Here is a 25,495-nt window from a genome sequence, read left to right on the forward strand (position 1 = left end):
GCACCGCATCCCAGGAGTTCTCGATGTCTCGTCGGCTCGTCCTCAACGCCTTCTTCGCCGGTTCCGGTCACCATCCTGCCGCGTGGCGCGTCCTCGGGCACGCCTCCGGTGATCTCGACGCTGCGTGGTACCAGGAACTCGCCCGCACCGCCGAGCGCGGCAAGCTGCAGTCGATCTTCTTCGCCGACGGCCCGGCCCACCAGGCCAGCCAGTTCGGCCCCACGCACGGCGTCCCGGAACCCCGGATCCTGCTCACCACGATCGCGGCGGCGACCAGCAACATCGGTCTGATCGCCACCAGTTCCACCACGTACAACCACCCGTACACGCTGGCACGCGAGTTCGCCTCCCTCGACACCGTCAGCGGTGGCCGGGCGGCCTGGAACGTCGTCACCACCGGTCACGAGGCTGCGGCGGCGAACTACGGTGGCGCGTTGCCCACCCACGCCGAGCGGTACGCGATCGCCGACGAGTTCCTGCGCGTCACCCTGGGGCTGTGGGCCAGCTGGGACGAGGATCCGAGGCGCGAGGGCGGCATCCGCCCGATCGACCACGTGGGAGAGCACTTCTCCGTCACGGGACCGTTGACCCTGGGTCGCAGTCCGCAGGGGCACCCCGTCGTGGTGCAGGCGGGCTCGTCCGAGGCGGGGATCGCGTTGGCCGGCAAGTACGCCGAGGCGGTCTTCACCGCCACCCCGACGATCGAGCAGGGCCGCGAGTACTACGCCAAGCTCAAGGCCGCCGTCGCCGAGGCCGGACGCAACCCCGAGCACACCAAGGTGCTGCCCGGGCTGATGCCGTTCGTCGCGGAGACCGAGGAGGAGGCCCGCGCGTTGAAGGCCACCTACGACGCCGCGATCGACTTCGATGCGGGTCTGGTGGCCCTGGGCCACTTCTTCGGCGGCGTCGACCTCTCGGGCCACGACCTCGACGCACCCGTGCCGTTCGACGCCCTGCCCACCGCCGAGGAGAGCGATGGGATCAAGTCTCGGATCGAGATCCTGCGCCGGATCGCGGACGAGGGGAACCTCTCCCTCCGCGGCCTGGTCGAGGTGATCGCCAACGGACGCGGCCACCTCAACTTCGTCGGCTCCTACGTCCAGGTGGCCGACTTCATCGAGGAGTGGTTCACCACCGGTGCCGCGGACGGCTTCAACCTGCTGATCCCTGCCTACCCGGTGCTGCTGGAGGACTTCATCGACAACGTCGTCCCGATCCTGCAGGAGCGCGGCCTGTTCCACACCGAGTACGAGGGCACGACGCTGCGGGAGAACTACGGTCTCCCGATCCCGACGTCGGAGGGGACGTTGAAGGAACTGGCCCGTCTGGGCTGACGCCGTGAACCCGCTCGGGAACGTCGGTGCTGCCGGGGGTCAGCAGATGCCGTCGCGGGTGAAGGTGAAGTCGGTCAGGAAGATGGCCTGCTGACCGTTGCTGGTCACGCTGCCCGAGCGGTTGTTCCAGAACTCCACCGTCACCGTCTTGACCTCGGTGTCGGTGGGGAAGTGCACGATCACGTTGCCGCCGCGGGAGTTGGTGTCGACGGCGGTGCCGGACCTGCCGTTGTTGCGGCTGGTGAGCGGCGAAGCGGCGGTTCCGCTGCCCTGGGTGCCGTGATTGGTGGTGGTGTCGTGGGTGAAGCGGTCCGGCAGCACTGCGACGCCGGCGCCGCCGGTGGCGTTGGGTTGGTTGCCGGTGACAAGGACGGCGTCGGTGTACTGGTAACTGGGGTTCGGGTTGTAGGCGTCGATGTCGGTGATCGTGAACGAGAGGTTCTTGACCGGCTTCTCGAAGGTGATGGTGAGCGTCTGTCGGCTGTTGCGGCCGTTGCTGGTGGAGTTGGAGAGGCGCTGCATCAGGGTGAGTCCGACCTTGCCGGTCCCGCCGACGTCGGAACTTCCCCCGTAGGAGTGGGAGAGCGTCATGTTGCGGAAGTTTGAGACGTTGAGTCCGCGGGTCCGACCGGTGAACGAGCTGTTCACGGTCATCCTGATCTTGGTGGCAGTCGTGGCTGCGACGCCGGTGGGGGACACGGTGACGGTTCCCGACGACGACGAACTGGTGATGCTGTTGGTTGTGGGGACCAGTGACCCGGCGGTGGTCGTGTAGTCCGAGGTGCCCCAGTCGAGGCTGTAGTACATCGGCGCGCAGGCCGCGGTCGACGTGGTTCCTGAGGCGGCGAAGGCCGGGGTGTTCCCGGCGACGATGACGGCAGGTGCGGTCCACGCTGCGGTGCGGATGACGGCGCGGCGCGACGGTGCGGGGGTGTTCACGAATCTCCTCGACGGCGCGGTCCGGACCGGGTGGCCGGGATGTCGCGCATGGGACAGAGGGAGTGCCGAGATCACTTCCAGATGGTTTTTTCACTGTGCCGCGAAAAAACTTCCATTTCAGAGGTTTGCTACTGCTGGGTAGAGGGAAAGACGTGGTGCGCGTCACGTCGATCGGGAAAGGGCGCGAAACATCAGGCGGGCGGCGAGGCTGGTGAAGTGCCGCGTACTGATGCCATTGAGAAGCCCAAGAGGCTCGCCACCTCTGTCGCCCTGTTCGCCTTCGGCGCCCTGGTGGTCACCGGCTGCGGAGGCGACGCCGAACCGGCTGCGGGCCCGACCGCGACTGCCACTGTGACCGCCACCGTGACCGCCACGCCCGAGCCGGTCGCCGACGAGTCTGAGCCCGCCGATGAGCCCGCCGATGAGGAAGCCGTCGAGGAGGCCGAGAAGAAGGCACCCGAGCCCGTGCTCACCGCCTACACGATGCCGAACACTCTCGGCGTCGACCTCCAGTCGGCCCAGGAAGCCGTCAAGGACCTGCTGGGCGTTCCGGTCTGGCCGCTGCTCAGGTCGCACGACGTGCTCGAGGGGTGGCGCCTCCAGGTGCTCGACGCCCATTGGAAGGTCTGTGGCCAGGAGCCCGCGCCGGGGGAGACGTTCACCGAGGAGACGATCGTCGACTTCGGTGTCGTGAAGCTCGCCGAGACCTGCCCCTGAGGTACCCCGTCGTGCGGGACGTCATCACATCTGGTCGCTCTGGCGACCAGATGTGATGACGTCCGCGGGCAAGAAAGGGTCAGGCCGGGTGGTCGAAACCCAGCGCCACGATCGCCTCGCGGACGAAGTGAGGGTCCTCGAGAGCGTCGCCGTACGCCTCGCGGAGTTGCCCCACGCGGTACCGGACCGTCTGTGGGTGCACGAACAGCGCCTCGGCCACGGCGTCGCGCCGGCCCTGCAGCAGCAGCCAGGCCCGCAGCGTCTCGGTGAGCTTCTCCCGGGCGGTGGGCGTGTGGTCGGCCAGCGGCGCCAGCACCCGGGCGCGCAGGTCACGCAGGGCGTCGACGTCGGCCGAGACCGCCAGTGCGGCCAGATGGTGCTCGGTGTCGACCACGCTGGGTCCGTTGGCCTCCGGCAGCGTCAGTGCTCGCACGGCCCGTCGGTAGGAACGGCGCACCCGCGTCCACGGTCGCGGCGGCCCGACGATGCACTGGCGACCCTGGACGGCGCGTAGCAGCAGGCGTCGCGGAGCGTCGGGAACCAGCAGGACGACGCGGTCGGTCTCGCCGGTGAGGTCGTCGACGCGCAACGTGTGTGGCGAGACGACGCGCATCGCGGCACCCACCTGGGCCTCGGGCAGCAGGACCGCGGTCAGGGTCTCGGGTGGCTCCCACTCGGCACGTTCGGCAGCCCGGACGAGGATCTCGTCAGGGTCGCCGGCGACGAGCGAACGCGCCAGTTCGTCCAGCAGTTGCTGACGGATGCGCCCGCTCGACGCGGTCTCGTCGCTGTGGCCGGTGACGGAGGCGTCGGAGAGCTGGTCCATGTAGGTGAAGACGAGTTCTGCGAACGACGCGATGGTCGCTGCGTCCACGCCGTTCTCCACCAGTGCTGACGCCATCTGGCGCCACGACTCGCGGCTCCCGACGCGGTAGGCGGCCAGCAGTGCCTCCATCGAACGACCTGAGCGGGCTTCGCCGCGCCCCAGCATGTAGGCGCCTTCGAGGGCGGCGGCGCCCGGGCGTCGCAGGTCGGTGCCGTCGGCGCGGGAGGCCAGGGAGATGAAGCCGCCCAGCGCGAGGGAGACCGCGTTACGGATGTTCTCCCCCATGTGCCCGCTCAACGCGTTCACGTAGGACGGGACCTCCGCGATGATCGCGTTGACCGCGGCCTCTCCGACGGTGGCGAGCTTGGCGCGCATCACGTCGCGCACCTCGGGGGTGATGACGAGCGTGGTCACCTGCACCTCCTGGACGTCCAGAACTGTTCGTTGCGAACAACTCTAGGGGGACGGTTCGAGTGACAGGCTGTTCCTCTGATCACTGCTGGACAACTCTGGGGTGTGCGTCAGGTCAGACGAGATCTCGTCTGCTGCCCATCAGGTCGGCCACCCACAGCATCAGTGCCGTCCAGGCCGCGAGCCCCGCTTGGTTGGCGAGCAGAGCGGTGGGGGAGTCGATCCCGGTGACGCTGCGCCCGCCCATCGTCGAGGGGCACAGGTGAGCGAGCGTGGTCGTGACCGTGGTCGCGCCCTCGGGCAGCAGGAAGCCTACCGAGTTGATCGCGGTCGGGACGGCCACCCAGCCGACCAGCAGCGTCAGCAGGGCCAGTGCGGGATGCCGGACCAAGGAACCGATCGCGACCGCCATCGCCGCGAGCATCGCGGTGGACACCGTCGCCATCAGTGTTCCGACCAGCAGCCGCCCGGTCCACGCCTGCCCGGCACCGCCGAGCAGGACCGCCCCCGCGGCGGCGCCGGTGAGGAACGAGGCGATCGCCGTGGCGACGGCGCCCAGGAGCGCTGCTGCACCGGCGTGGGTCAGCAGCAGGCGGCGTCGTCGGGGGACCAGCGTCGTGGCCGTCAGACAGACCCCGTCGCGTCCGGCCTGCGCGGTGTCGAGCACGAGCGCCAAGCACCACCCGGCCGCGACGACGAAGGCGGCGCTGTCCGCGCACCGCAGGGCCACGTCGAGGGGCGGGCGGTCGTCGAGGACGTGGCGCAGCACCGGAACCGCGGACACCCCGACCGCGGTGGCGAGTGCGGTGAGGGCGGCGAGTGGTCCGCGCAGACCGCCCTGGCCGAGCATCCGGACGAGGTGTGCCCGGAGCACGCGGAGCGCGTCCTGGGGGCCACGGGCGCTGGAGACGGTGGGGTCGACCACCGCGGAGACCTGCACCGCCGTGGGCACGGGCGGGAAGGAGGTGGTGTCGTCGGGGTCGAAGCTGGTCATCGATTCCTCATTGCCTCCGGGCCGCTGCGCGCACAGCGCGGACGGCATCGGCTGGATGCAGCCGACCGCCGTCACCGGCACGGCCCAACGCTCGGACCTGGGTGGCGCCGGGGCCGTCGGCGAAGAGCACCGCACCGACCTGCTCGGGCGTCGCGCCGTCGACGACGAGCCCGTCGCCGTGGCGTTCGACCAGCCAGCTCTGTGCGACCAGCAGGGTGCGGGCGGTCTCGAGGTCGTCCGTCTCGACGTAGGTCCGAGGGGTTCCGGGGGCCAGGAACGTCGCGATGGCGCCCTCACGGACCACACGGCCGCGGTCCATCTCGACCACCTGGTCCACCAGCGGTGCGACGGCGTCGAGGTGGGAGGAGGAGAGCAGCACGGCGCCGCCTCGGTCGGCGTGCTCGCGCAGTAGCCCTTGGACCCACCCCACGTCTCCCGGTTGCAGTCCGGCGAGTGGTTCGTCGAGCACGAGGTGGTGAGGGTGGCCGACGGTCGCGGCGGCGATGCCGAGGCGCTGGCGCTGTGACGTCGAGAGGTCCTTGACGAGTTGGTCCGGGACGTGGGTGAGGTCGGCCAGGTCGAGGAGTTCGCCGACGCGGGAGCGCGGGGCGCCGGCCAGGGCGCGCACGTACTTCAGGAAGGACCTGGGCGTGAGGCGATCAGGGATCTGCTCGCTGCCCAAGAACGACCCCACCGTGCGAGGCGGGTCGGCGGCGTCGGGCAACGTCGTGCCGTCGAAGGTCACAGCTCCCTCGTCGGGGCGAACGACCCCGGCGACGATGCGCAGCAACGTGGAGGCACCTGCGCCGAGTGGCCCGACAATGCCGGTCACCGCTCCGTCGCGGGCGGAGGTCGAGACCCGGTCGAGGATGCGTCGGTGCTCGTAGGTCTTCGTCACCCGCGACACGTTGATCACTGTGGCTCTCCCTCGCTCCGGTTCGCGACGCTAGCGAAAGGAAGCCGTCGGGAGGTGTCGTTGCCGCTCCGCGGACGACTTCTCGTCGGAGGGGAATGCGCTGCTGATGCACATCTACCTGGAAGGGGAGCGCAACGGGTCATGGCTGCCCCGGCGGAGCAATGTCACAGAATCATCACAGAAGTGGTGCATCAGGCACCGCTCGCGCGCCGCACCGAGGTGCGTGCGTCCATGTCGCAGCCCCGCCAGGCTGCATCCCCCGACAGGAGAACGATGGAACGCCATCGCGGCGCGCTCAGGCGCGCCCTGGGAGCGATGACGAGTGCAGCAGTCCTGGTCGGAGCGATGGCGAGCGTCCCCGCGCTCGCCGCTCCCACCACTGTGGACGACTCGTCGGACACCCCCTTCACCACCACCTCCGCCGCCGCCGTCGCCCCGACGGCCCCCGGCACCCGGTCCGGCAACGACGTGGTCACCTGCGTCGGTCCGACCGGCGAGGTCACGACCTCGATCGCGTGGCGAGCCGCCGTCGACGGACGAGCAGTCACCGTCAACGCCTACGGTGCCGATGACCTGACTCGCGGCATGAAGTTCGACATCCGTGCCACAGCCACCGTGGACGGCGAGACCGTACGGCTCTCCGGCGCGGTCGGTGCAGACGACGACCGCGCCCCGACCACACTGGGCGGTGAGCGCACTGCGGACGCCAGCGCCGGAACGATCACTCTGAATGAGTGGCTCATTCGCACCTTCGAGGACGACGGCCTCGTCATGCCGTACACGTGTGCCCCGACCGGCAGCCCGGACCCGATCCAGGCGGACGCGGGCTCCCCGACTGAGCCCGGGACCCCGGCGCAGGCTGAGGGCCGAGCCAAGGCCGGCACCGGGGCCAGCGCCCAGGCGTTGGTGGCCTCGCCCACGGTACGTGGAACCATCGCCCTTCCGGCCCCGAGCGAGTACGGCTCGGTGACTGTCGACGTCTACCGTCGCGTGATCGACGAGTGGGACGACAGCGCGTACTACGAGTGGTACGACTGGCTCTGGTTGCCTGCGTGGGACGCGACGTCCGTCGACTACGGCTTCGATCTCCCCACCGGCTCCTATCGGATCGGCGTGCGCAGCGATAGCGGCGACTGGCCGACGACCTTCAACGGAGGCGCGACGCGTCTGGGATCGGCTGCCGACATCGCGGTCGACGATGCGTCGACGACAGTGGTCGACTTCGCTCCGCAGCTCGCTGCGCGGGTGCAGGGCACCATCGTGATGACCGGGGAGCGCGACGCTCGGATGCCGGACCCGGGCGCGTACGTGCGCCTCACCCGCGTCGGCGACGCGAGGGACTGGGATTCCGTCGCGGTGGACGAGGACGGCTCGTTCGCCTTCGGCTCGCTGCACGCAGGTGAGTACTACCTCACCGTCGAGTCGAAGACTGCTGCGTTCCCCTCGCGCGACAACGTCCGACGGGTCACGCTCGCACCGGATGACCTCGTCGACGATGTCCGGGAAGAGGTCGTGCTCAACCCGCTCCTCAGCGGTCGTGTCACCAACTCCGCGGGCGCGCCCCTGCAGTGGGCCGGTGTCTCGGCCTCGACGGTCGGGGAGGACGAGGACGGGTACGTCGCGCCTCTCGACGGTCGCTACACCACGACCGACGAGGACGGCCGCTACGCGCTCTTCGCTCCGCGATCCTCTGAGCAGGTCATCGAGTTCCACGGCACAGACGAGTACGTCGGCCGTTACTACGGCGGCGGCACCTCGTGGGTCTCCGCGGAGCGGGTGTCGGTCGGTGAGAGGTCGGTCGGCCAGATCAACATGGTTCTGCTGCGCGGGGCCAAGATCACCGGTCGTGTGATCCTGCCGGACGGACACTCGGTCGAGGACGTCCGGGTCACTGCTCGTCGTCTCGACGAGGAGTCCTACACGGATTACTACGAGTACTCGCTCGACTGGGGGCAGGAGACCGAGTTGGCCGAGGACGGTAGCTACGTCCTGCGGGGGCTGGAGCCCGGGCGTTATGCGGTCGAGTTCAGAGGAGGCTGGGGCAGCTCTCTCCTCGAGGTCTTCCACGACGGTTCCACGGACGTGGGGATCGAAGGCCTGATCATCGTCGAGGCGGAGTCGGTCACAGAGCTTCCTCCGGTGACCATGGTGGCTGGTAGCACGGTCTCCGGATCCGTGGTTGTTCCAGAGGGGACGGAGCTGAGTGAGCTCTTCGTCGACCTCTATCGCGTCGAGGACGGCGAGTCGCGTCACGCAGGTGGCACCTGGGTCGTCGACGACGGGACGTGGACCGTCCTTGGTCTGGGCGCAGGTGACTACGTCGTGAGGGCCTCGCCCGACGCGTACTACTCCGAGGTGCTTGCGACCTACTACGGCGGCAGTACGTCCCTGGAGGACGCCAAGGTCGTGACCGTGGGGAGCGGAGGCGCGCTGACGGGTCTCGAGATCGTCATGGCGACCGCGGGCCGGTTCGTGGTCAGGGCCGAGATGCCTGAGGGCGTGGATCTGGACGACGTCCGAGTCACGCTCTCTGACGACGAGTACATGGACATGACGCAGTGGTGGGACGCAGATGCCGGCGAGGCGGTCTTCCGCGGTGTGCGGCCCGGTCGCTACGTCGTGCAGTTCTCCGGCGGCGGACTGCTCCCGGAGTTCGTGGGCGGGACTCGTCTCCGTGACGACGCGACCTGGTTCCCGATGGCGGCAGGAGGGGCCGTCGAGGTCGAGGGTCGGCCCGTCATGGGTGGGCGTGTGAGCGGGACGGTCGCCTCCCGTGGCGGCTCGGAGCGTCCGCTCGAAGTGAGCCTGATGACCATGGAGGACGAGGGGTGGTACTACCATGTGACGCAGGACGTGGAGATCGGCGAGCCGTTCAGCTTCGGTGGGCTGGAGGCCGGTACCTACACGGCCCGGCTCTCCGACGCGTGGAACGGCGAGGTCTACGCCTGGTACGGCGGCAGCAGCGGCAGCACCGCGCAGTCCTTCGACGTCGCACGTGGACAGAGGCTCGAAGGCATCGACCTGGTCCTGCCGGAGTTCGGTGCGGCTGCTGGCACGCTCGTCGTCCCCGAGGGACTGGACCCGGACGACTTCGCAGTCGTGGCTCACCGGTGGGACGGGACAGAGTGGGCCTGGGGCATCCGGATCCACCCCGACGAGGAGGGCCACTGGGCTGCTTCGCTGTTCCCCGGCACCTACCGGTTCATCGGCTACAGCCACCACCACGAGTTCGTCCTCAGCGACTCCGACGCACTGGCGGCCGCGACCGACGTCGAGGTGAGCCCCGAGTCGCCGGCCGACGCCGTCACGGTGCAGATCGAGCAGGGACGCCTCTCCGGCCACGTCACCTTCCCCCGGGAGGGCGGCGGAACGGGGTACGTCAGGATCGAGCGACGGGTTCCCGGGGAGGACGCCTGGGTCGAGACCTCCGTCGAGGTCGACGACGAGGGGAACTGGACCGCGTGGGGTGCTCCTGCCGGTGTCTACCGGATCGCCTACGACGGTGACCGTTGGCTGCCCCTGACCTGGCTCGGCGGCAACGACCGGGTCGGAGCCACCTTGGTCACCCTCGCATCGGGCGAACGCCGCGACGACCTCGACATCACGGTCAGGAACGGCGCGACCCTGAGCGGCCGGTTCAACTTCGAGGTGGCTCCGGGCGAGCTCGGGTACCGGTACGCCCACGTGGTCCTGATGCAGCGGCAGAGCGACGGCACGTGGGACGACATCCGCACCTTCCCCGACGCGCAATGGGATCCCGTCGTGTTCTCCGGGCTCTCTCCGGGCACCTACCGGCTCCGCGGGGAGGGGGCGCATCCGTTCCGCTCCTACGCCGGCTACTACGGAGGTGTCACCTTCGAGGAGGCCATCGACATCGAGATGGGCACGGAGACCGTCAACCTGGGCACCGTCCTGGTCCTGCTCGCGCGGGACCTGAGTGATGAGGACGATCCGGTTGGGCCGAGCCCTGAGCCGAGCCCTGAGCCGACGCCTGAGCCGACGCCCACGCCTGAGCCCGAGCCGAAGCCGACCATCGAGCCGAAGCCCACGGCGAAGCCGGTTCCCAAGCCGGTGGTGAAGGTGGTCAAGCTCTCTGCCAAGCCCAAGGTCACTGGGACGGCGAAGGTCGGCAAGACCCTCAAGGTGTCGAAGGTGAAGGTGAAGTCCACTGACGCGAAGGCGAAGGTGACGATCACCTACCAGTGGCAGACGAAGAAGGGCAAGAAGTTCGTCAAGGTCAAGGGCGCCACGAAGTCCAAGCTGAAGTTGACGAAGAAGCTCAAGGGCAAGCAGGTGCGTCTGCGGATCACGGTGAAGGCCAAGGGCCACACCACGCTCGTGCACACCACTGTGTGGAGCAAGAAGGTCGCCTGACCTGATTGTTCGTCGTGGACGGGAGCCCTCGGACCTGTGTGGTCCGGGGGCTCCCGTGCGTCTGGGGCACGGTCCTCGGTGGACTGAGTAGCGGCGCTCATGGCGTTCGCCGCCGCTCTCTCCTAGCGTCGGCGGAGAGCCGGGCCGCGGGCCCGCACGGGGGAGGAAGCTCGATGGGACGACGTTCTACGCAGAGAAGTTCGGCGAAGACAGGGGCTGCGGCGACTGCACTGCTGCTCGTGGTGACGGGGTTCAGCGCCGGCGGTGTGGGGCAGGCGGCGGAGCCGGGCGCGACCGCGACGATGTCGGGCCGGGTGAGCGTCCCTGCGGGCGAGTCGGTCACCGCGGTCCTGGTGCATGTCCGGAGTCAGGCGGTGGACGGGGTCCGTCCCTCGGTCCCGGACCCGTCCCCGGTGAGGCCTGCGGCCGACGGCAGGTGGAGCGTCGCCGGTCTGGGCGCCGGGACCTACCGCGTCGAGTTCGAGACCCGTCCCGAGAGCAACGTGCTCGGTGAGTGGTACGGCGACGGGCGCTGGTCGGGAGAGGCCAAGGACGTCGTGGTGCCCGACGGGGGCAGGGTTGCCGGTGTGGACGAGGCCCTTCCAGCGGGCGCCGTCGTGACCGGGACGGTGCGTGCCGCGTCGGGGGCCCCGGTCGAAGGGGTCTGGGTTCTCCCGTTCGAGGAGAACCACTTCTACGGGGTCCAGGAGTTCTCGATGGTCGCCGGTGCGTACACCGACCATCAGGGCCGCTACACCCTCAAGCGTCTCCGGGGCGTCAACCACCGGATCGAGGTCGCTGACCTGCACGGGCGCGGGTACGGGCGGTCCTTCCTCGGCGGTGGGCGGACCTTGGCCCAGGCGCGTGACTTCGCGTTGGTCGCGGGACGCGTCCACACCGGATTCGACCACCGGTTCGCCGTCGGCCCGGGGTCGGAGAAGCCGCGCGTGGAGCCCGGTCCGAAGCCGAAGCCGAAGAAGATCGTCGTCCGGACGAAGCCGAAGGTGAGCGGCAAGCTCGCGATCGGTCGGACGCTCACAGCGACCCGGGGCGCCTACACGCCGGGCGCAGCGAAGGTCACGTTCCAGTGGCAGGTGAAGAAGGCCACCAAGGCCGTCGCGGTCAAGGGCGCGAAGACGTCGAAGCTGAAGCTGACGAAGAGGTTCAGGGGCAAGCAGGTGCGGGTGCGGGTCACGGTGAAGGCCAAGGGCCACGCCACGCTCGTGCGCACGACGGCGTGGAGCAAGAAGGTCGCCTGAGGCTCCATGCTTCCCGCCTGCGGTGACGACGACGTCCCCGGTCCGTACCTCTGGTGCGGGCCGGGGACGTTGTTCTTGTCGACACTTACCGCACAGTTAACCCGGGCGTAACAGGCGCGTTCTGCGCCCTTCTTGTTCGCAAAGAACAAAAAAGAGGGTGAAGGTTCACTTCCTCAGGTCGAGAAAAACGGCTTCTGTCGACGCAGACTGTTCATCGTGACCGCTACTGCATCCGAGCCCATCGCCCCGGCCCCCGCTGCCGCCGACGTGGACCCGCGCGCCAACTCCGGACGCAAGCCGCGCCTGCGCGACCGCGCCGTCAAGCTGGTCGAGGCGGCCACCACTCCGTTGATGCCGGCCGACTACATGGACCTCTTCGCCCCGCTCCGTCCCGGCGCCGAGCTCCGCGGACGCATCATCAGCGTCACCCCCGAGACCGCCGACGCCGCCACCATCGTCATCCGTCCGGGCGCAGACTGGGCCGGCCACGTGCCCGGCCAGTACGTCCGCGTCGGCATCGACGTCGAGGGCGTCCGCCTGTGGCGTGCCTACTCGCTGACCCACGGTCCGCGCGGCGACAAGAACATCTCGATCACCGTCAAGGCCGTGCCCGACGGTGTCGTCTCCCATCACCTCGTGCACCGCTGCCCGGTCGGCAGCCTGGTCCACCTCGAGCCCGCCGCCGGCGAGTTCGTCATGCCCGACGTCAACGGCGGCAAGTACCTCATGGTCACCGCCGGTTCGGGCGTCACTCCGGTGATCGGCATGCTGCGCAACCTCTTCCCGGTCGCCGACTCCGGCGTCGTGAGCCTGGACCGCAGCAAGAACTTCGACATCACCGTCATCCACGTCGCGCCGTCCGAGCCCGACTCGATCTTCCTGCGCGACCTGCAGGCGCTCGACGCCGCCGGCAAGATCCGCCTGATCGCCCGCTACGACGACACCCACGGCTTCCTCGACGTCAACGACATTCCGTCGATGGTCCCCGACGTCGCCGAGCGCATCACCCTGGCCTGTGGTCCCGGTGGCCTGCTCGACGCCCTCGGTGAGCACCACGCCCGCCACGGCCTGCCGCTGATCGTGGAGCAGTTCCGCACCAGCCGCGTCGAGGCCGGCGAGGGCGGCACGGTCGTCTTCGAGAAGTCCGACGTGACCCTCGAGATCGACGGGGCCACCACCCTGCTCGACGCCGCGGAGGAGGCCGGGATGCTCATGCGTTCGGGCTGCCGCATGGGTCTCTGCATGGGATGCCTCGTGCCACTGGAGGAGGGCACCGTGCGCGACCTGCGCAACGGCGACCTCACCACCGCGGTCCCCGGTGAGTCCGGCGCGGTCAAGATCCAGACCTGCATCTCCTCGCCCGCCGGCCCCTGCCGCATCTCCAAGTAACGCCGAGCGCGCCCACCCCAGGCGCCGCTCCCACACACTTCCGCTCCCGCATCACCATCCCGTTCGGAGGAACACGATGACCGTCATCCAGAACAAGGACGCCAACCCGATCGCCCACCTGTCCAAGGAGGACATCGCGGAGATCGGTCGCAAGCTCGACGCGATTCGTCAGGAAGTCGCTGACTCCCGAGGCGAGAAGGACGCGGCCTACATCCGTCGCGTCATCGCCACCCAGCGTTACCTCGAGATGGCCTCGCGCGGGGTGCTGCTCTTCTCGAAGTTCCCCCCGGCCTGGATCCTGGGCACCGTCGGCCTCTCGGTCTCGAAGATCCTCGAGAACATGGAGATCGGCCACAACGTCCTCCACGGGCAGTGGGACTGGATGCGCGACCCGAAGATCCACTCCTCCACCTGGGAGTGGGACAACGTCACCCCGTCGGAGGCGTGGAAGCACTCCCACAACGAGGTCCACCACACCTACACGAACATCGTGGGCAAGGACAACGACCTCGGCTACGGCATCATGCGCGTCGACGAGGACCAGAAGTGGTACCCGATGTACATCGTGCAGCCGGCCTGGAACTTCATCAACGCCTGCTTCTTCCAGTACGGCATCGCGGCCTACGACCTCGAGCTCGGCAAGAACCTCAAGAAGCCCAAGGACAAGCGTCCTGAGGGCTTCGCCGAAGAGGTCAAGAAGGTCAAGACCAAGATCCGCAAGCACATGACCCGCGACTACGTGATCCACCCGGGTCTCTCGCTGGTCACCGGCTCGGCTCTGGAGACCATGGCCGCCAACCTGGTCGCCAACTGGGTCCGCAACATGTGGACCCACTCGGTCATCATGTGCGGTCACTTCCCCGAGGGCGTCGAGACCTTCGAGAAGGAGATGCTCGACGAGGACGAGTCGCGCGGCGACTGGTACATCCGTCAGATGCTCGGCTCGGCCAACATTTCCGGTTCCAAGGCCATGCACATCATGACCGGCAACCTGTCGCACCAGATCGAGCACCACCTCTTCCCCGACCTCCCGTCGAACCGGTACGCCGAGATCCGGGTCAAGGTGAAGGCGCTGTTCGAGGAGTACGACCTCAACTACCTCGAGCGTCCGCTGGTCCCGCAGGTCTACTCGGCCTGGCACAAGGTCTTCCGTCTCTCGCTGCCCAACGGCTTCACCGAGACCACCACGGTCAAGAACCTCCCCAAGCAGCTCGGTCTGCTCACCAAGATGGTCACCGGTGACAAGCGCACCCGTCGTGCGCTGCAGGCCCACCTCGACGCCAAGGTCGCCCGCAAGCGCGCCAAGGTCGCGAAGTCGGACGTCACCACCGCCGCCTGACGCACAGCCTGAGGCATCACGCTCCACTGAACGCCCCCGCAGGGTTGCCACTCGCGGGGGCGTTCGTGCGTCGTGGCGCAGCACCCTCGTCTGGACCAGCCGGTTCGCCTCGGGGCTGGAACACCCGGGGCCGGTCGCGAATCCCTGCGGGAGCCTGAGCAGGCGACCTAACATCTGGGGGACCCCTGATGTTCACATCAGCGCTGGACGTCCTCGGCAACCGTGCGGGGGCGTCGCCCCGTTAGTGGCGACACGGCGATCAGGGGGATCGCATGCAGCCAGTCAGCATCGGGACGAAACGGGTGGTGATGGCGGCGTTGGCCATGGCCACTGCGTTGGCGGGGTGGTGCATTCCTGTGGGTTCACACGCCGCGACGGGAATGGGTTTCATCTCGGGCACTGTGACTGTGGGGCCAGGTGTGGACCGATCCGAGGTTGAGGTCATCGCCTACATCCATGGAGAACTGGGTGACGAAGCTGGGGACCCCACGGGGATTTTCGGGCCGCTCAGCCACTGGAGCGGTGAAGACTCTGACGCCGAGAGAGTCACCCTGAATGCAGCGGGAAGCTACCGGTTCGATGGAGTTCCGGACGGGCAGTACTACCTCGAGTTCCGTTCCAAGGTGTGGCGCTCCACCTGGGTCCCTCGGTACCTGGGCGACACGGTCGACGAAAAGCAGGCGACCTTGGTCACTGTTAAGGCCGGTGCGGCGGTCACCGGAGTCGACATGTACGTGAGCCCGTGGGGCTCGATCAGCGGGACGGTGCGGGCGTCCTCGGACGTCGATCTCTCCAATGTCAGCGTTCGCGCGGCGGTTGTGCCATCGGCCGGTGGGCCCCCTAACTGGAACAACGCGTTGAACGGTCGGGTGGACAGGTCCGGCAAATTCACGGTTCCTTCGGTACGGGCTGGCTCCTACGTGTTGCGCGTCGATGCGTCCCGCGGGGTGGCCACGACGGTGCACCCCGACGTCGTGGACGTCGGCTACGAGGAGAACGTCACCGGGGTAGACCTCACCGCTGACCGTGACGCGCAAGTTGTCGGATCGGTCGAGTCCTTCGATGGGCGCGACACCGGGTACTTGCACCTGCGTGTGTACAGGGAAAACCACAACGGGGAACGCGAGCATGTGGAAGAACTGAGTTACTTGATGGACGGCTTCTGGCGCAACTTCGAGATGTACGGCCTCCCTCCCGGCCGCTACTGGTTCGAGGTCGTTGACGAGGCCAGGTGGATGTCGCCGACGTGGATCGGCGGGAATGCTGACCCGGCCAGCGGGGTCGCGGTCGACCTCGTTGCTGGCGACCGGGTGGACCTCGGCAACACCGTGCTGCATGCCTACGGAGTGGTGCGGGGCAACGTGTTCGACGCTGTGTCCGGCGAGCCCCGCTACGCGGAGGCGGTGGTCGCCGAGCGCAGGGTGTCGTCGTCGGACGGGGCGGTGTCATGGGTGGAGGAGGGCAGCGACGGTGCCAGGGAAGACGGTTTCGTCCTGCACGGGCTGCCCGCAGGCACTTATCGGCTGAAGGCATCGAGCAACTACGGGCTGACCACCTGGTACACGGGTGAGGCGACTGGCAGCCTGGACGCCTCGGATGCTTACCTGTTCACGGTGGAGCTCGACCAAGTGCTCGAGGGTCTCTCGCTTGTGATCTATCCCGCGGCCAACATCAGCGGGAACATCCCTTCACCGTCCAGCCTCGCTGCCGGGGCGGTGCAGGTGGTCCTGTACGCACAGCAGAGCGACGGCACCTTCGCCGAAGCGGCGCGGACCACGACACGGGCAAGTGCGGAGTACTACGGGTTCCCTTCTCTGCCGGCTGGGCAGTACGTCCTGGGATTCACGGTGCTCGAGCGGGACGGTTCGGTCCGTGAAGGATCGGTCGGCTTCTACTCGGACGAAGGACCGGTGGCCACGCTGGAGCAGGCGCACGTGCTGACGCCCGAGGTGGGGGGCAGGACGTTGTTGATCAACCTGTCGGATCTGGTGGTCCCTACGCCTACGCCTACGCCTACGCCGACGCCTACGCCGACGCTGACGCCTACGCCGACGCTGACGCCTACGCCGACGCTGACGCCTACGCCGACGCTGACGCCTACGCCGACGCTGACGCCTACGCCGACGCTGACGCCGACGCCGACGCTGACGCCTACGCCGACGCTGACGCCTACGCCGACGCTGACGCCGACGCCGACGCTGACGCCGACGCCGACGCCTACGCCGACGCTGACGCCTACGCCGACGCTGACGCCGACGCCTACGCCGACGCTGACGCCGACGCTGACGCCGACGCCGACGCCGACGCCCGACCCGAAGCCCACGCCGAAGGTGATCAAGCTGCTCACGGCGGTGAAGGTCTCCGGCAAGGCGAAGGTCGGCAAGACCCTCAAGGTCGGCAAGGTGAAGGTGAAGTCCACTGACGCGAAGGCGAAGGTGACGATCACCTACCAGTGGCAGACGAAGAAGGGCAAGAAGTTCGTCAAGGTCAAGGGCGCCACGAAGTCCAAGCTGAAGTTGACGAAGAAGCTCAAGGGCAAGCAGGTGCGTCTGCGGATCACGGTGAAGGCCAAGGGCCACACCACGCTCGTGCACACCACTGTGTGGAGCAAGAAGGTCGCCTGAAGACAGGCGGCGAGGAATGTGCGGGAGATGTTGCTCGGCGCTCGGCGCTCGGCGCTCGGCGCTCGTCGGTCGTCGGTCGTCGGTCGACATCTTCCGCACATTCTGCGTAGGTCACGGGTGAAGTGACGCGTCCCCGATATCGGGTGTCCCTGCCGCGATCACGCCGTGCAGGCGAGGAGTCGCACTAGCGTTCGTCTCCGGCTCGGAGAGGAACGCAGATGACCACCACCCCGCTCGTGAGCGTCCCCGGACGCCGGAGCGCTCGCTCCCTGCTGGCGGCGCTGGTCTCGGTGGCTCTCCTGCTCACCTCGGCCGCACTGCTCCTGCCGTCAGCGGTGGCTGCGGAGACCCGGCTGGTGAGCGGAAGCGTCGTGCTGCCGGTCGGAGTGTCACCCGACGACGTCGAGGTGCGTGCCTCGAGCCGCAGCCTCGACCCCGAGACCGGGGTCCCGCGCTGGAGCTCGGACGCCGAGTCGGGGCTCGCCCTGCTCGGCGAGGCCTGGGTGTACCAACTCCGGGTTCCGGCAGGGGAGTACGTGATCGGTGCGGTCGACTTCGGATCGCGGGCCGCCCCCACCTGGTACCCCTCCGTGCCCAGCGAGGAGGAGGGCAGCACGGTCACGGTCGGCGCCTTCGACGTCGTCCTGGGGGCGCTGCGACTGCAAGCGTTCAGCAGCATCGGCGGCATCGTCCAAGTGCCTGCCGCCGCCGCCCACCGCAACGTCAGCGTCCACGCCTTCCGCCGTACCGCGGCCGGGACGTGGCAGGAGGAGGCCGAAGCGGCGGTTGACGAGGACGGCGCGTACCGCGTCCTCGACCTGCGTGCGGGCACCTACCGACTCCAGTTCAGCTACGCCGGCGTCGCCCAGAGCGGGGGCTGGTATGCCGGGCCGGGACGAGCACCGGTCGTGCAACGCGACAAGGGCGCCGACGTCGTCCTGGGGCCCGCCACCGACCTCGACACCGTCGACGTGGTCCTCGGCAAGGGGGCTGACGTGACCGGGCGGCTCCGCACCGTCGCGGGCGCAGCGGTCACCGCCAAGGACGTCCGGGTCTCGGCCTACGAGGCGTGGACCGACCCGTGGGGCGTGCGCCGATGGCGTCCCGTCGTCACCGTCGGGCCAGCCGGCAACGGCACCTACGCGATCCGCGGACTGCCCGCGGGCACCTACCGGATCGGCGTCGAGGACCGGCCGGGTCGCTACTTCGCGGTCTTCCACCCCGGTGCCAGCACCGTCGACTCCGCGCGCAGCCTCACCCTCGCCGACGGTTCGACGCTCCGCTCGGTCGACTTCACCCTCGACCGCGGCACCACCGTCAAGGGCAAGGTCACGGTGCCCACAGGGATCGCGACCACCAGCGTCCGGGCCGACCTGTTGCAGAAGGTCGGGACGACGTGGAAGGCCACCGCGAGCACCTGGGTGGGGGCCGACGGCAAGTACGCCCTCACCGGGGTCCCGGCCGGGAACTACCGCGTCGCCCTGGCCCACGACTCCGGTGCACTGACGCCGTGGTTCGTGGGGAAGGACGGCCCGGTGAGTGCGCTCGGGGCCGCCCGTACCGTCACGGTCGGTCGGAGCGCGAGCCTCACCTTCGACGCGGTCCTCACCCGACGCGGCACGCCGTTGCCGCAGGTCAAGGTGGTCTCCCGCCCCGGCCTCCGTGGCACCGCCCGGGTCGGCCGCACGCTCACCGTGAAGGGTGGTCGGTACAGCCCGTCGGGCACGACCGTGAAGTACCAGTGGTTCATGAAGAAGGGGTCGAAGGTCGTCGCGATCAAGGGCGCGACCAAGCGCAGCGTGAAGCTCCCCAAGGCGACCAAGGGCCGCACGGTGCGGCTGCGCGTCACCGTCTCGCGTCCCACGCACCGCCCAGTGAGGGTGACGACGCGGTGGAGCCGTGCCGTCCGCCGGTGAGAGCCGCCGGTGAGAGCAGCCGGTGAGAGCACCGCAGTGACCACGGACACCGTCTGTGGGGAGAGCGTCAGACATCGCGAGCGAGGCCCACTATCCTTCGCGACATGTGTCTCGCTTCCTCTGCCGATGCCCTGCACGCCGGTCGTCCTCGACTGTGCCGGGCGGGCTGAGCCATGGGCTGGGCACTGATCTGCCTCCTCGTCGCGCTCTACGTGGCCGTCGGCCCGTGGGGTCTGGTGGCGGCCGCAGCGCTGCTCCTGGTCCCGCAGATTCGTGAGCGGGTCCCGCGGCCGCGACTCACCCGCAAGGGCGTCGGGATCGGTGCGGCCGTCGTCGTCGCCGTGTCCGGAATCGTCGTGGTCCTGCCCGACGGTTTCCTGAGTGTCCCCACCGCCGGCGGCCTCGTGGTGCTGCCCGGCTACGAGGGCCGCCAGCAAGCAGCGAAGCCGCTGGAGACCGAAGAACCGGCCCAGCACCCCTGGGTCGCCGACTACGCACTCCACAACCCGGGCCCGCTCGGTGACGCCCCGGTGGCCCGCAGCGGTTGGTACGGGTTGGAGGGCTGCCGCAACCTCAAGGCCGACTCGCGCGGTCGGATCGTGGCGATCTGCAACGACCCCCGCAGCCCCGTCGTCCGCGTCATCGACGCCAAGACCCTGCGCAGCGCGGCCAGCAAGCGCCTGCCGGGCGTGCCTGACACCGACGACGAGGCCCGCGCCCACGCCTGCGACGGCACCCACGGCTACCTCGACAACGGGGACCGGCTGGTGATGGCGACCACCGACCAGCGGATCCTCGCGATCGGCACTGCCGACGCCAACGGCGACCCCGACCTCACCGTCGACGAGACCTGGAACCTCAACCGCATCCTGGAGAAGGACGACTGCCTGGTCACGGTGGCACCTGACTGGAGCGGCAAGATCTGGTTCGCCGCACTGTCGGGTCGCGTCGGCGTCCTCGACCCCGTTGCAGGTGGCGCCCAGATCGCCGACCTCGGGGCCCGCGTCACCCGACAGTTCGCCGTCGACGAGCAGGGCGTCTACGTCACGTCCGACGAGGCCGTGCACCGGCTCGACATCACCGCTGCCGGCGTCCAGGTGGGCTGGACCCACCGCTACGAACGCGGTGTCGAGGTGAAGTCGGGGCAGTTCACCCAGGGCAGCGGCAGCGGCCCCACGCTCGTCGACGGTGACCTTCTCGCCTTCACCGACAACGCCGAGCCGCGGATGCGGGTCGTCTTCCTCGACCGCTCCAACGGCTCCGAGGTGTGCAGCGCCGGCGTCTTCGACGGAGGCGAGTCCTCCACCGACACCCCGCTCGTCTCGACCGGTTCCGGTGTGGTCGTCGTCAACGACCACGGCGCCGAGTCCACGGCGTCCACGTTCTGGGGATTCGCCACCGCCGGGGGCCTCGCGCGCGTCGACCAGAAGGAAGGCACCTGCACCGTCACGTGGCGCAGCGACGTCTCTGCTCCCGACGTGCGTCCGGTCATCTCGTGGCGTACCGGGCAGCTCTACACCTACGCCAAGCGCCCCACCCTGTGGGGAGTCCCGGCCTGGTACCTCGTCGCGATCGACGCGGAGTCGGGGCGGACCAGCTTCACCGTCCGTGGCGGAACCGGTCGCGGACTCGAACCGCGCGAGAGCGTCATGACGCTCGACGACTCCGGGCAGGCGTTCGTCGGTGTGGTCGGAGGCCTCGTCCGGGTCAGGGACCGCGTCCGCGACTGAGGTTCGGTAAGCGGACACCGTCCATACCCACTCTGAGCAGGCTCATCAGGTCTCTGGCCGGTGGAGACCCCGGAGCCTAGGGTCAACCCTGTGAGGGTCTCGGGGGAGTCCTCGGCCGTGCGTCGGTGTGGGGTGATGCCTGCGTCGAGTGGCCGGAGGGCAGTGGTCGTTCTGGTCGCGTCGGCGCTGGCGTGGACTCCGCTGCTGTGGAATCCGCCGGCGTGGAGTTCGCTGGCGACGCCGTCGGCGAGTGCCACGCATGCCACGAGTGCAGCACCGGCCAGGACCCCTGTCGTCGCACGCGTCGTCGCCGATGTCCGGGGCGGTCAGGCAGGCGCCCTGTCCACCACGGTGGCCAAGGTCGACCTGCAGGTGCGGACCCGCGCCGGACGGTGGAAGCGGGCCACGGGATGGTCGCACCGCACCACGGGCCGACGCTTCCGCGAGGTCGACCTGCGCGGAGTGCGTCCCGGCGTCTACCGCGTCGTCGTGACTCATCCGCACTACCTGGTGGCCACCACCGCGCCGTTCCGGGTGCGGGGGAGCGCGCCGGTGAAGCTCGCTCCGATCCGTCTTGACCGGGGAGCCCGGGTGACCGGTACCTACGTCGCGGACGGCGGCTGGTCGATGGAGCATCCGCCGACGGCGCGCGCCTACCTCCGCACCCGCACGTCGTCGGGGAAGTGGACGTGGAAGCTGGTCCGGGAGGCCCGGACCGTCGCGCTCGAGGACGACGTCACCGACGCCTTCGACCTGCGCGGCCTGCCCGCGGGTACGTACGCGGTCTGCATCCACGTGCGCACCACCGGCTGTCTCGGCGGCTCCTCGCCACGCACCGCTCAACAGGTCAAGGTGGCCGCCCGCTCCACCGTCGCGGACCTCGTGATTCGTCGAACGACGCTCTGACGGTAGGCGGAGTGACGGTCAGGGAGTGACGGCCAGGTTCTCCAGGACGCGCTGAGCGAGCCGGGTGTCCCCGTCGACGTCGACGCGCACCGCGCCCACAGGACGACGCCCACCGGCCAGCAGCAGGAACTCCTCGCGACCACAGCTGAGGGTGAGGTCCGCGGCGGGCGGAACCACGTCGAGCTGACGGGCCCGACGGTCCTCGCCTACCTGCCAGGCCCGCGGCGCGTGCCCCTCGACGAACCAGCGCACCGTCGTTCCTTCGGCCGCCTGGGCCCGTTTGGCCAGCACGTACCCGACGGCGTCCAGGAGGTACTCGGCGGCGTGCACGGACCCGGCGCCGTCGAGGTTGCCGGGCAGGTCGAGTGCCCGACGAATGTCCTGTTCGTGCATCGCTACGTCGAGGGGACGGTTGCTCAACAGCGTCCGCAACGACCAGCCGACGAAGGCGAAGACGCCCGGCGCGGGGGCGTCGGGCTCGCTCGGCGGGGCCGCGAGCAGCGCGGCATGGCGGGCCTCGGTGCACTCCCGGATCTCGGCGACCAGGTCGCGCGGCTGCACCCCACGTCGTGCGACGACGCCCTGCTCGGTCATCCTGCCGAGGTCGTTGCGGACGTGCGCGGGGTCTCCGGTCTCGACGTCGTCGTGGTCGTGTCCGGCCTGCAACGCCTCCAGGTGCGCGACGTGCGCGACGACGGCGTGGACGTTCCAGCCGGGCAGGTCGGTGGGGTGCGCGAACTGCTCCGGGCTCAGGCCCTCCACGAGGGAGAGGAAGTCGTCGACGGCGGACTTCCAGGCCTCGACGAAACGGACGAGTTCAGGGTGACCGGTGCTCATGGCCGGAGCCTAGAGTCCAGGCACATCGGATGGGAGAGGTCCAGGGGCGGCAGTGGGGGAAGTGTCCGTCCGGAACACTTTCCTTCGGTTGGTGTCACGAAGACGAGCCGACGCAGACTTCTCCTGTGACACGACGCATCGCCAAGGTCCGCGCCCCCGAACTCAACGGACGAGGCTGGCTCAACACCGGTGGGGAGACGCTGCGGATCGCCGACTTCCGCGGTTCGTTCTTGTTGCTCGACTTCTGGACGTTCTGCTGCATCAACTGCCTGCACGTCCTCGACGAACTGCGTCCGGTGGAGCAGAAGTGGGCCGATGAGCTCGTCGTCGTGGGCGTTCACTCGCCCAAGTTCGTGCACGAGGCCGACCCGGTCGCGCTCGCCGCGGCCGTCGAGCGCTACGCCGTGCACCACCCCGTCCTCGACGACCCCGAGCTCGAGACCTGGCAGGCCTACACCGCCCGCGCCTGGCCGACGCTCGTCCTGGTGGACCCCGAGGGCTACGTCGTCGCGCAGTACGCCGGTGAGGGTCACGCCCATGCCGTCGACGCGCTGATCGGTGAACTCGTCGAGGAGCACCGCGCCAAGGGCACCCTCCAGCCCGGCGACTCCCCGTACGTCCCGCCGACCGTCGAGCCCTCCGACCTGCGCTTCCCCGCCTCCGCGATGCGCCTGGACGCGGACCGTCTGGTCGTCGCCGACGCCGGGCACAACGAGGTCGTCGTCCTGGGAGCTCCCGGCGCCGAGCGCGACGGCGAGGTGCTGCAGCGCATCGGCGGGTTCAACGAACCCAACGGTGTCGCCGTCGTCCCCGAACACCTGCGCGAGCAGCTCGGCTACGACCTCGTCGTCGCCGACACCGTCGGACACCGGATTGCCGCCGTGACGCTCGCCGACGGCAAGGTCCGTACCCTGGCCGGAGACGGACAGCAGTGGATGGCCGGCGACGGGGTCACTCGCCTCTCCTCACCGTGGGACGTCGTCTTCTGGCGTGACCTGGTGTGGATCGCAATGGCCGGAACTCACACCATCTGGACCTTCGACCCGTTCACCGGCGTCGTCGAGGCCACCTGCGGCACCACCAACGAGGGCCTGCTCGACGGCCCCGTGGCCGAGGCCTGGTTCGCGCAGCCGTCGCGGCTCGCCGTCGACACCGAGCGCGACCGCCTCTGGATCGCCGACTCCGAGACCTCCGCGATCCGCTACCTGCATGACGTCGACGGCGAACTGCACGTCTCCACCGAGGTCGGCACCGGCCTCTTCGACTTCGGTCTGCGTGACGGCGACGTCGCCCAAGCCCTGTTCCAGCACCCCCTCGGGGTCGCGGTCCTGGCTGATGGCTCGATCGCTGTGGCCGACACCTACAACGGTGCCGTGCGACGCATTCACGACGGTGTCGTCTCGACGCTGGCCACCGGCCTGATGGAGCCCTCCGGGCTGTTGGCCGACGACGCCGACCCGACGACGCTGCTCGTCGTGGAGTCCACCGGTCACCGGATCACCGCGCTGCCGTTGGGTGGTGTCGTGGAGGTCGACGGGTTCGCGCACCGCACCCAGCGTCCCGTCACCGAGGTCGCCGCGGGCGTCGAGCTCGTCATCGACTTCACCCCGCCGCCGGGCCAGAAGGTCGACGACCGGTTCGGTCCGCCGACCCAGCTGCTCGTCACCTCCACCCCCGACGCCCTGATCCGTGAGGGCGAGGGTCGCGGTACGGATCTGACGCGTCGGATCGTCCTCGACCCAACCGTGGGGGAGGGCGTCCTGCACGTCGCTGCCCGCGCCGGTTCCTGCGACATCGAGGCCGGCGAAGGCGCTGCCTGCCACATGCACCAGCAGGACTGGGGTGTCCCGGTCCGCGTCGTCGTCGGAGCCGACGCCGAGCTGCGTCTGCCGCTGGGAGGCACCGCCTGACGGCTGAGCGGGGGAACCGCTGCGTCGCACCCCACCGGTGTGGGTCGTGAAATCGGCGATTTCGCGACCCACACCGGTGGGGTCTGGCGCCGCAAACGCCGGACGCGGGGCCGGCATCGCTCGTACCGTCGTGGGGATCCCCACCCGTTCGGAAGGCATCCGATGCTCCGCCGCACCACCTCGACCCGCGTCCCCGTGCAGCGCCGTGGTCTCGTCGCCCGGTTGGTCACCACCCTCGCTCTGGCGTCGTCGCTGCTCGCCGTCCCGATGTCGCAGACCTCCGCCCAAGCCGCGCCCACCGTGCGGCACACGGGCAAGGTCGTGAAGATCGTCGATGGCGACACGATCGACGTCCGTCTCAGCAGCGGCAAGGTGAAGCGGATCCGGATCCTCGGTGTCGACACCCCGGAGGTCCACGGCCGTACCGAGTGCTACGGCAAGAAGGCATCCGCCGCGACCAAGCGATTGATCCCGGTCGGCACCAAGGTCCGGCTCACCTCGGACTCCACCCAGGATCGCACCGACCAGTACGGCCGGTGGCTGCGCCACGTCCACCGTTCCAAGGACAACACCGACGTGAGCAGGTGGTTGTTGAAGAAGGGGTACGCCCGAACCTTCATCTGGTGGGACAACCCGCTCAAGAAGGCCAAGACGTACCGAGCTGCTGAAGCCTCGGCGAAGAAGGCACGTCGCGGCTTGTGGCGCGCCTGCTGAGGCTCGGATTCACCCGACGAGGCCCGGAAACGGTTGTGTCACGGCCCTCGTCACGCATCGAGATGAGGCGTACGGTGCAAAGCATGTGACGCAGTCCACTGCGTCCCGTACGGGAGGTGACCCCATGGGCATTGTGTTCGGCATCATTCTCATCGTCGTCGGCCTCGTCCTCGCACTGGACGTCGTCAGCATCACCGCGCTCAACGACGCCACCGTCGACTCCCAGCTCCTGGGCTGGATCCTGTTCGGCGCCGGTGTCCTCGCGCTGGTGCTGACCGCATGGGTGGCAGGACGCCGCAAGGTGACCGTCGTGGAGCGCCCCGAGCGCTGACGTCCAGCAGCCCTGAACGACGCCGAAGG

Annotated in this window: 19 protein-coding genes; 13 read left to right on the plus strand and 6 right to left on the minus strand. The window is 69.2% G+C overall.

Going from position 1 to position 25,495, the window contains the following annotated elements; translation table 11 throughout:
* Window positions 1-23: 23 nt before the first annotated feature.
* The gene (locus tag EOV43_RS01180; protein WP_128219313.1) at window positions 24-1,334 is read left to right on the plus strand and encodes an LLM class flavin-dependent oxidoreductase; all 1,311 of its coding nucleotides are present in this window, start codon (window positions 24-26) and stop codon (window positions 1,332-1,334) included.
* Between the two features lie 39 nt (window positions 1,335-1,373).
* On the opposite strand, the gene EOV43_RS01185 is transcribed toward EOV43_RS01180, so the two are convergent.
* Window positions 1,374-2,273, minus strand: coding sequence for a hypothetical protein (locus tag EOV43_RS01185; protein ID WP_128219314.1), 900 nt, complete (start codon window positions 2,271-2,273; stop codon window positions 1,374-1,376).
* 216 nt (window positions 2,274-2,489) lie between these two features.
* On the opposite strand from EOV43_RS01185, the gene EOV43_RS01190 reads away from it, so the two are divergent.
* Window positions 2,490-2,990, plus strand: a complete 501-nt coding sequence (locus EOV43_RS01190) for a hypothetical protein (RefSeq protein ID WP_128219315.1) — start codon at window positions 2,490-2,492, stop codon at window positions 2,988-2,990.
* Between the two features lie 79 nt (window positions 2,991-3,069).
* Here EOV43_RS01190 and EOV43_RS01195 read toward each other — a convergent pair whose 3' ends face one another.
* The 3 genes from EOV43_RS01195 to EOV43_RS01205 all read right to left on the minus strand — a co-directional run bounded on the left by EOV43_RS01195 (window position 3,070) and on the right by EOV43_RS01205 (window position 6,119).
* A complete protein-coding gene (locus EOV43_RS01195) occupies window positions 3,070-4,230 on the minus strand; it encodes a PucR family transcriptional regulator (protein ID WP_239022173.1) in 1,161 nt (386 codons plus the stop codon).
* A gap of 112 nt (window positions 4,231-4,342) precedes the next feature.
* Window positions 4,343-5,221, minus strand: a complete 879-nt coding sequence (locus tag EOV43_RS01200; protein WP_128219316.1) for a hypothetical protein — start codon at window positions 5,219-5,221, stop codon at window positions 4,343-4,345.
* A gap of 7 nt (window positions 5,222-5,228) precedes the next feature.
* Complete coding sequence (locus EOV43_RS01205; protein WP_164878600.1) at window positions 5,229-6,119, minus strand: ATP-binding cassette domain-containing protein; 891 nt, start codon at window positions 6,117-6,119, stop codon at window positions 5,229-5,231.
* A gap of 291 nt (window positions 6,120-6,410) precedes the next feature.
* On the opposite strand from EOV43_RS01205, the gene EOV43_RS15520 reads away from it, so the two are divergent.
* The 4 genes from EOV43_RS15520 (at window position 6,411) to EOV43_RS01225 (ending at window position 14,498) form a co-directional block, all read left to right on the plus strand.
* The gene (locus EOV43_RS15520; RefSeq protein ID WP_206611361.1) at window positions 6,411-10,511 is read left to right on the plus strand and encodes a carboxypeptidase-like regulatory domain-containing protein; all 4,101 of its coding nucleotides are present in this window, start codon (window positions 6,411-6,413) and stop codon (window positions 10,509-10,511) included.
* Window positions 10,512-10,684: 173 nt separating this feature from the next.
* The gene (locus EOV43_RS01215; protein ID WP_128219318.1) at window positions 10,685-11,770 is read left to right on the plus strand and encodes a carboxypeptidase-like regulatory domain-containing protein; all 1,086 of its coding nucleotides are present in this window, start codon (window positions 10,685-10,687) and stop codon (window positions 11,768-11,770) included.
* A gap of 216 nt (window positions 11,771-11,986) precedes the next feature.
* On the plus strand, window positions 11,987-13,159 hold the full coding sequence (locus EOV43_RS01220; RefSeq protein ID WP_239022174.1) for a ferredoxin reductase: 1,173 nt from the start codon (window positions 11,987-11,989) through the stop codon (window positions 13,157-13,159).
* Window positions 13,160-13,235: 76 nt separating this feature from the next.
* The gene (locus tag EOV43_RS01225) at window positions 13,236-14,498 is read left to right on the plus strand and encodes a fatty acid desaturase family protein (RefSeq protein WP_128219319.1); all 1,263 of its coding nucleotides are present in this window, start codon (window positions 13,236-13,238) and stop codon (window positions 14,496-14,498) included.
* A 259-nt stretch (window positions 14,499-14,757) separates the two neighbouring features.
* Here the strand turns inward: EOV43_RS01225 and EOV43_RS15790 are convergent, their stop codons facing one another.
* The gene (locus tag EOV43_RS15790; protein WP_277745766.1) at window positions 14,758-14,889 is read right to left on the minus strand and encodes a hypothetical protein; all 132 of its coding nucleotides are present in this window, start codon (window positions 14,887-14,889) and stop codon (window positions 14,758-14,760) included.
* A 529-nt stretch (window positions 14,890-15,418) separates the two neighbouring features.
* Between EOV43_RS15790 and EOV43_RS15525 the strand changes: the two genes are divergently transcribed.
* The 4 genes from EOV43_RS15525 (at window position 15,419) to EOV43_RS01245 (ending at window position 21,674) form a co-directional block, all read left to right on the plus strand.
* On the plus strand, window positions 15,419-17,122 hold the full coding sequence (locus EOV43_RS15525) for a hypothetical protein (protein WP_206611362.1): 1,704 nt from the start codon (window positions 15,419-15,421) through the stop codon (window positions 17,120-17,122).
* A gap of 218 nt (window positions 17,123-17,340) precedes the next feature.
* Entirely contained in the window at window positions 17,341-19,038 is a 1,698-nt protein-coding gene (locus EOV43_RS01235; RefSeq protein ID WP_128219320.1) for an MSCRAMM family protein, read from the plus strand.
* 173 nt (window positions 19,039-19,211) lie between these two features.
* Window positions 19,212-20,768, plus strand: coding sequence for a hypothetical protein (locus EOV43_RS01240; protein WP_128219321.1), 1,557 nt, complete (start codon window positions 19,212-19,214; stop codon window positions 20,766-20,768).
* A 162-nt stretch (window positions 20,769-20,930) separates the two neighbouring features.
* Window positions 20,931-21,674 carry a hypothetical protein gene (locus EOV43_RS01245; protein ID WP_128219322.1) on the plus strand — a complete coding sequence of 248 codons (744 nt, stop codon included), beginning with the start codon at window positions 20,931-20,933 and terminating at the stop codon, window positions 21,672-21,674.
* An 18-nt stretch (window positions 21,675-21,692) separates the two neighbouring features.
* Here EOV43_RS01245 and EOV43_RS01250 read toward each other — a convergent pair whose 3' ends face one another.
* Window positions 21,693-22,511 (minus strand): maleylpyruvate isomerase family mycothiol-dependent enzyme, encoded by an 819-nt coding sequence (locus EOV43_RS01250; RefSeq protein WP_128219323.1) that lies wholly within the window; start codon window positions 22,509-22,511, stop codon window positions 21,693-21,695.
* A gap of 125 nt (window positions 22,512-22,636) precedes the next feature.
* Here EOV43_RS01250 and EOV43_RS01255 point away from each other — a divergent pair, with 125 nt between their 5' ends.
* The 3 genes from EOV43_RS01255 to EOV43_RS01265 all read left to right on the plus strand — a co-directional run bounded on the left by EOV43_RS01255 (window position 22,637) and on the right by EOV43_RS01265 (window position 25,466).
* On the plus strand, window positions 22,637-24,421 hold the full coding sequence (locus tag EOV43_RS01255; protein WP_239022175.1) for an NHL domain-containing thioredoxin family protein: 1,785 nt from the start codon (window positions 22,637-22,639) through the stop codon (window positions 24,419-24,421).
* A 162-nt stretch (window positions 24,422-24,583) separates the two neighbouring features.
* Complete coding sequence (locus tag EOV43_RS01260) at window positions 24,584-25,135, plus strand: thermonuclease family protein (protein ID WP_128219325.1); 552 nt, start codon at window positions 24,584-24,586, stop codon at window positions 25,133-25,135.
* Between the two features lie 124 nt (window positions 25,136-25,259).
* The gene (locus EOV43_RS01265; RefSeq protein WP_128219326.1) at window positions 25,260-25,466 is read left to right on the plus strand and encodes a DUF6458 family protein; all 207 of its coding nucleotides are present in this window, start codon (window positions 25,260-25,262) and stop codon (window positions 25,464-25,466) included.
* The last annotated feature ends 29 nt before the right edge of the window (window positions 25,467-25,495 follow it).

Source organism: Nocardioides yefusunii (assembly GCF_004014875.1).
Taxonomy (GTDB): Bacteria; Actinomycetota; Actinomycetes; order Propionibacteriales; family Nocardioidaceae; genus Nocardioides; species Nocardioides yefusunii.

Coding starts and splice junctions, on each gene's coding strand:
- EOV43_RS01180 (WP_128219313.1), top strand. CDS start 24: ATGTCTCGTCGGCTCGTCCTCAACGCCTTCTTCGCCGGTTCCGGTCAC.
- EOV43_RS01200 (WP_128219316.1), bottom strand. CDS start 5,221: ATGACCAGCTTCGACCCCGACGACACCACCTCCTTCCCGCCCGTGCCC.
- EOV43_RS15520 (WP_206611361.1), top strand. CDS start 6,411: ATGGAACGCCATCGCGGCGCGCTCAGGCGCGCCCTGGGAGCGATGACG.
- EOV43_RS01215 (WP_128219318.1), top strand. CDS start 10,685: ATGGGACGACGTTCTACGCAGAGAAGTTCGGCGAAGACAGGGGCTGCG.
- EOV43_RS01225 (WP_128219319.1), top strand. CDS start 13,236: ATGACCGTCATCCAGAACAAGGACGCCAACCCGATCGCCCACCTGTCC.
- EOV43_RS15790 (WP_277745766.1), bottom strand. CDS start 14,889: ATGAAACCCATTCCCGTCGCGGCGTGTGAACCCACAGGAATGCACCAC.
- EOV43_RS01235 (WP_128219320.1), top strand. CDS start 17,341: ATGACCACCACCCCGCTCGTGAGCGTCCCCGGACGCCGGAGCGCTCGC.
- EOV43_RS01240 (WP_128219321.1), top strand. CDS start 19,212: ATGGGCTGGGCACTGATCTGCCTCCTCGTCGCGCTCTACGTGGCCGTC.
- EOV43_RS01250 (WP_128219323.1), bottom strand. CDS start 22,511: ATGAGCACCGGTCACCCTGAACTCGTCCGTTTCGTCGAGGCCTGGAAG.
- EOV43_RS01260 (WP_128219325.1), top strand. CDS start 24,584: ATGCTCCGCCGCACCACCTCGACCCGCGTCCCCGTGCAGCGCCGTGGT.
- EOV43_RS01265 (WP_128219326.1), top strand. CDS start 25,260: ATGGGCATTGTGTTCGGCATCATTCTCATCGTCGTCGGCCTCGTCCTC.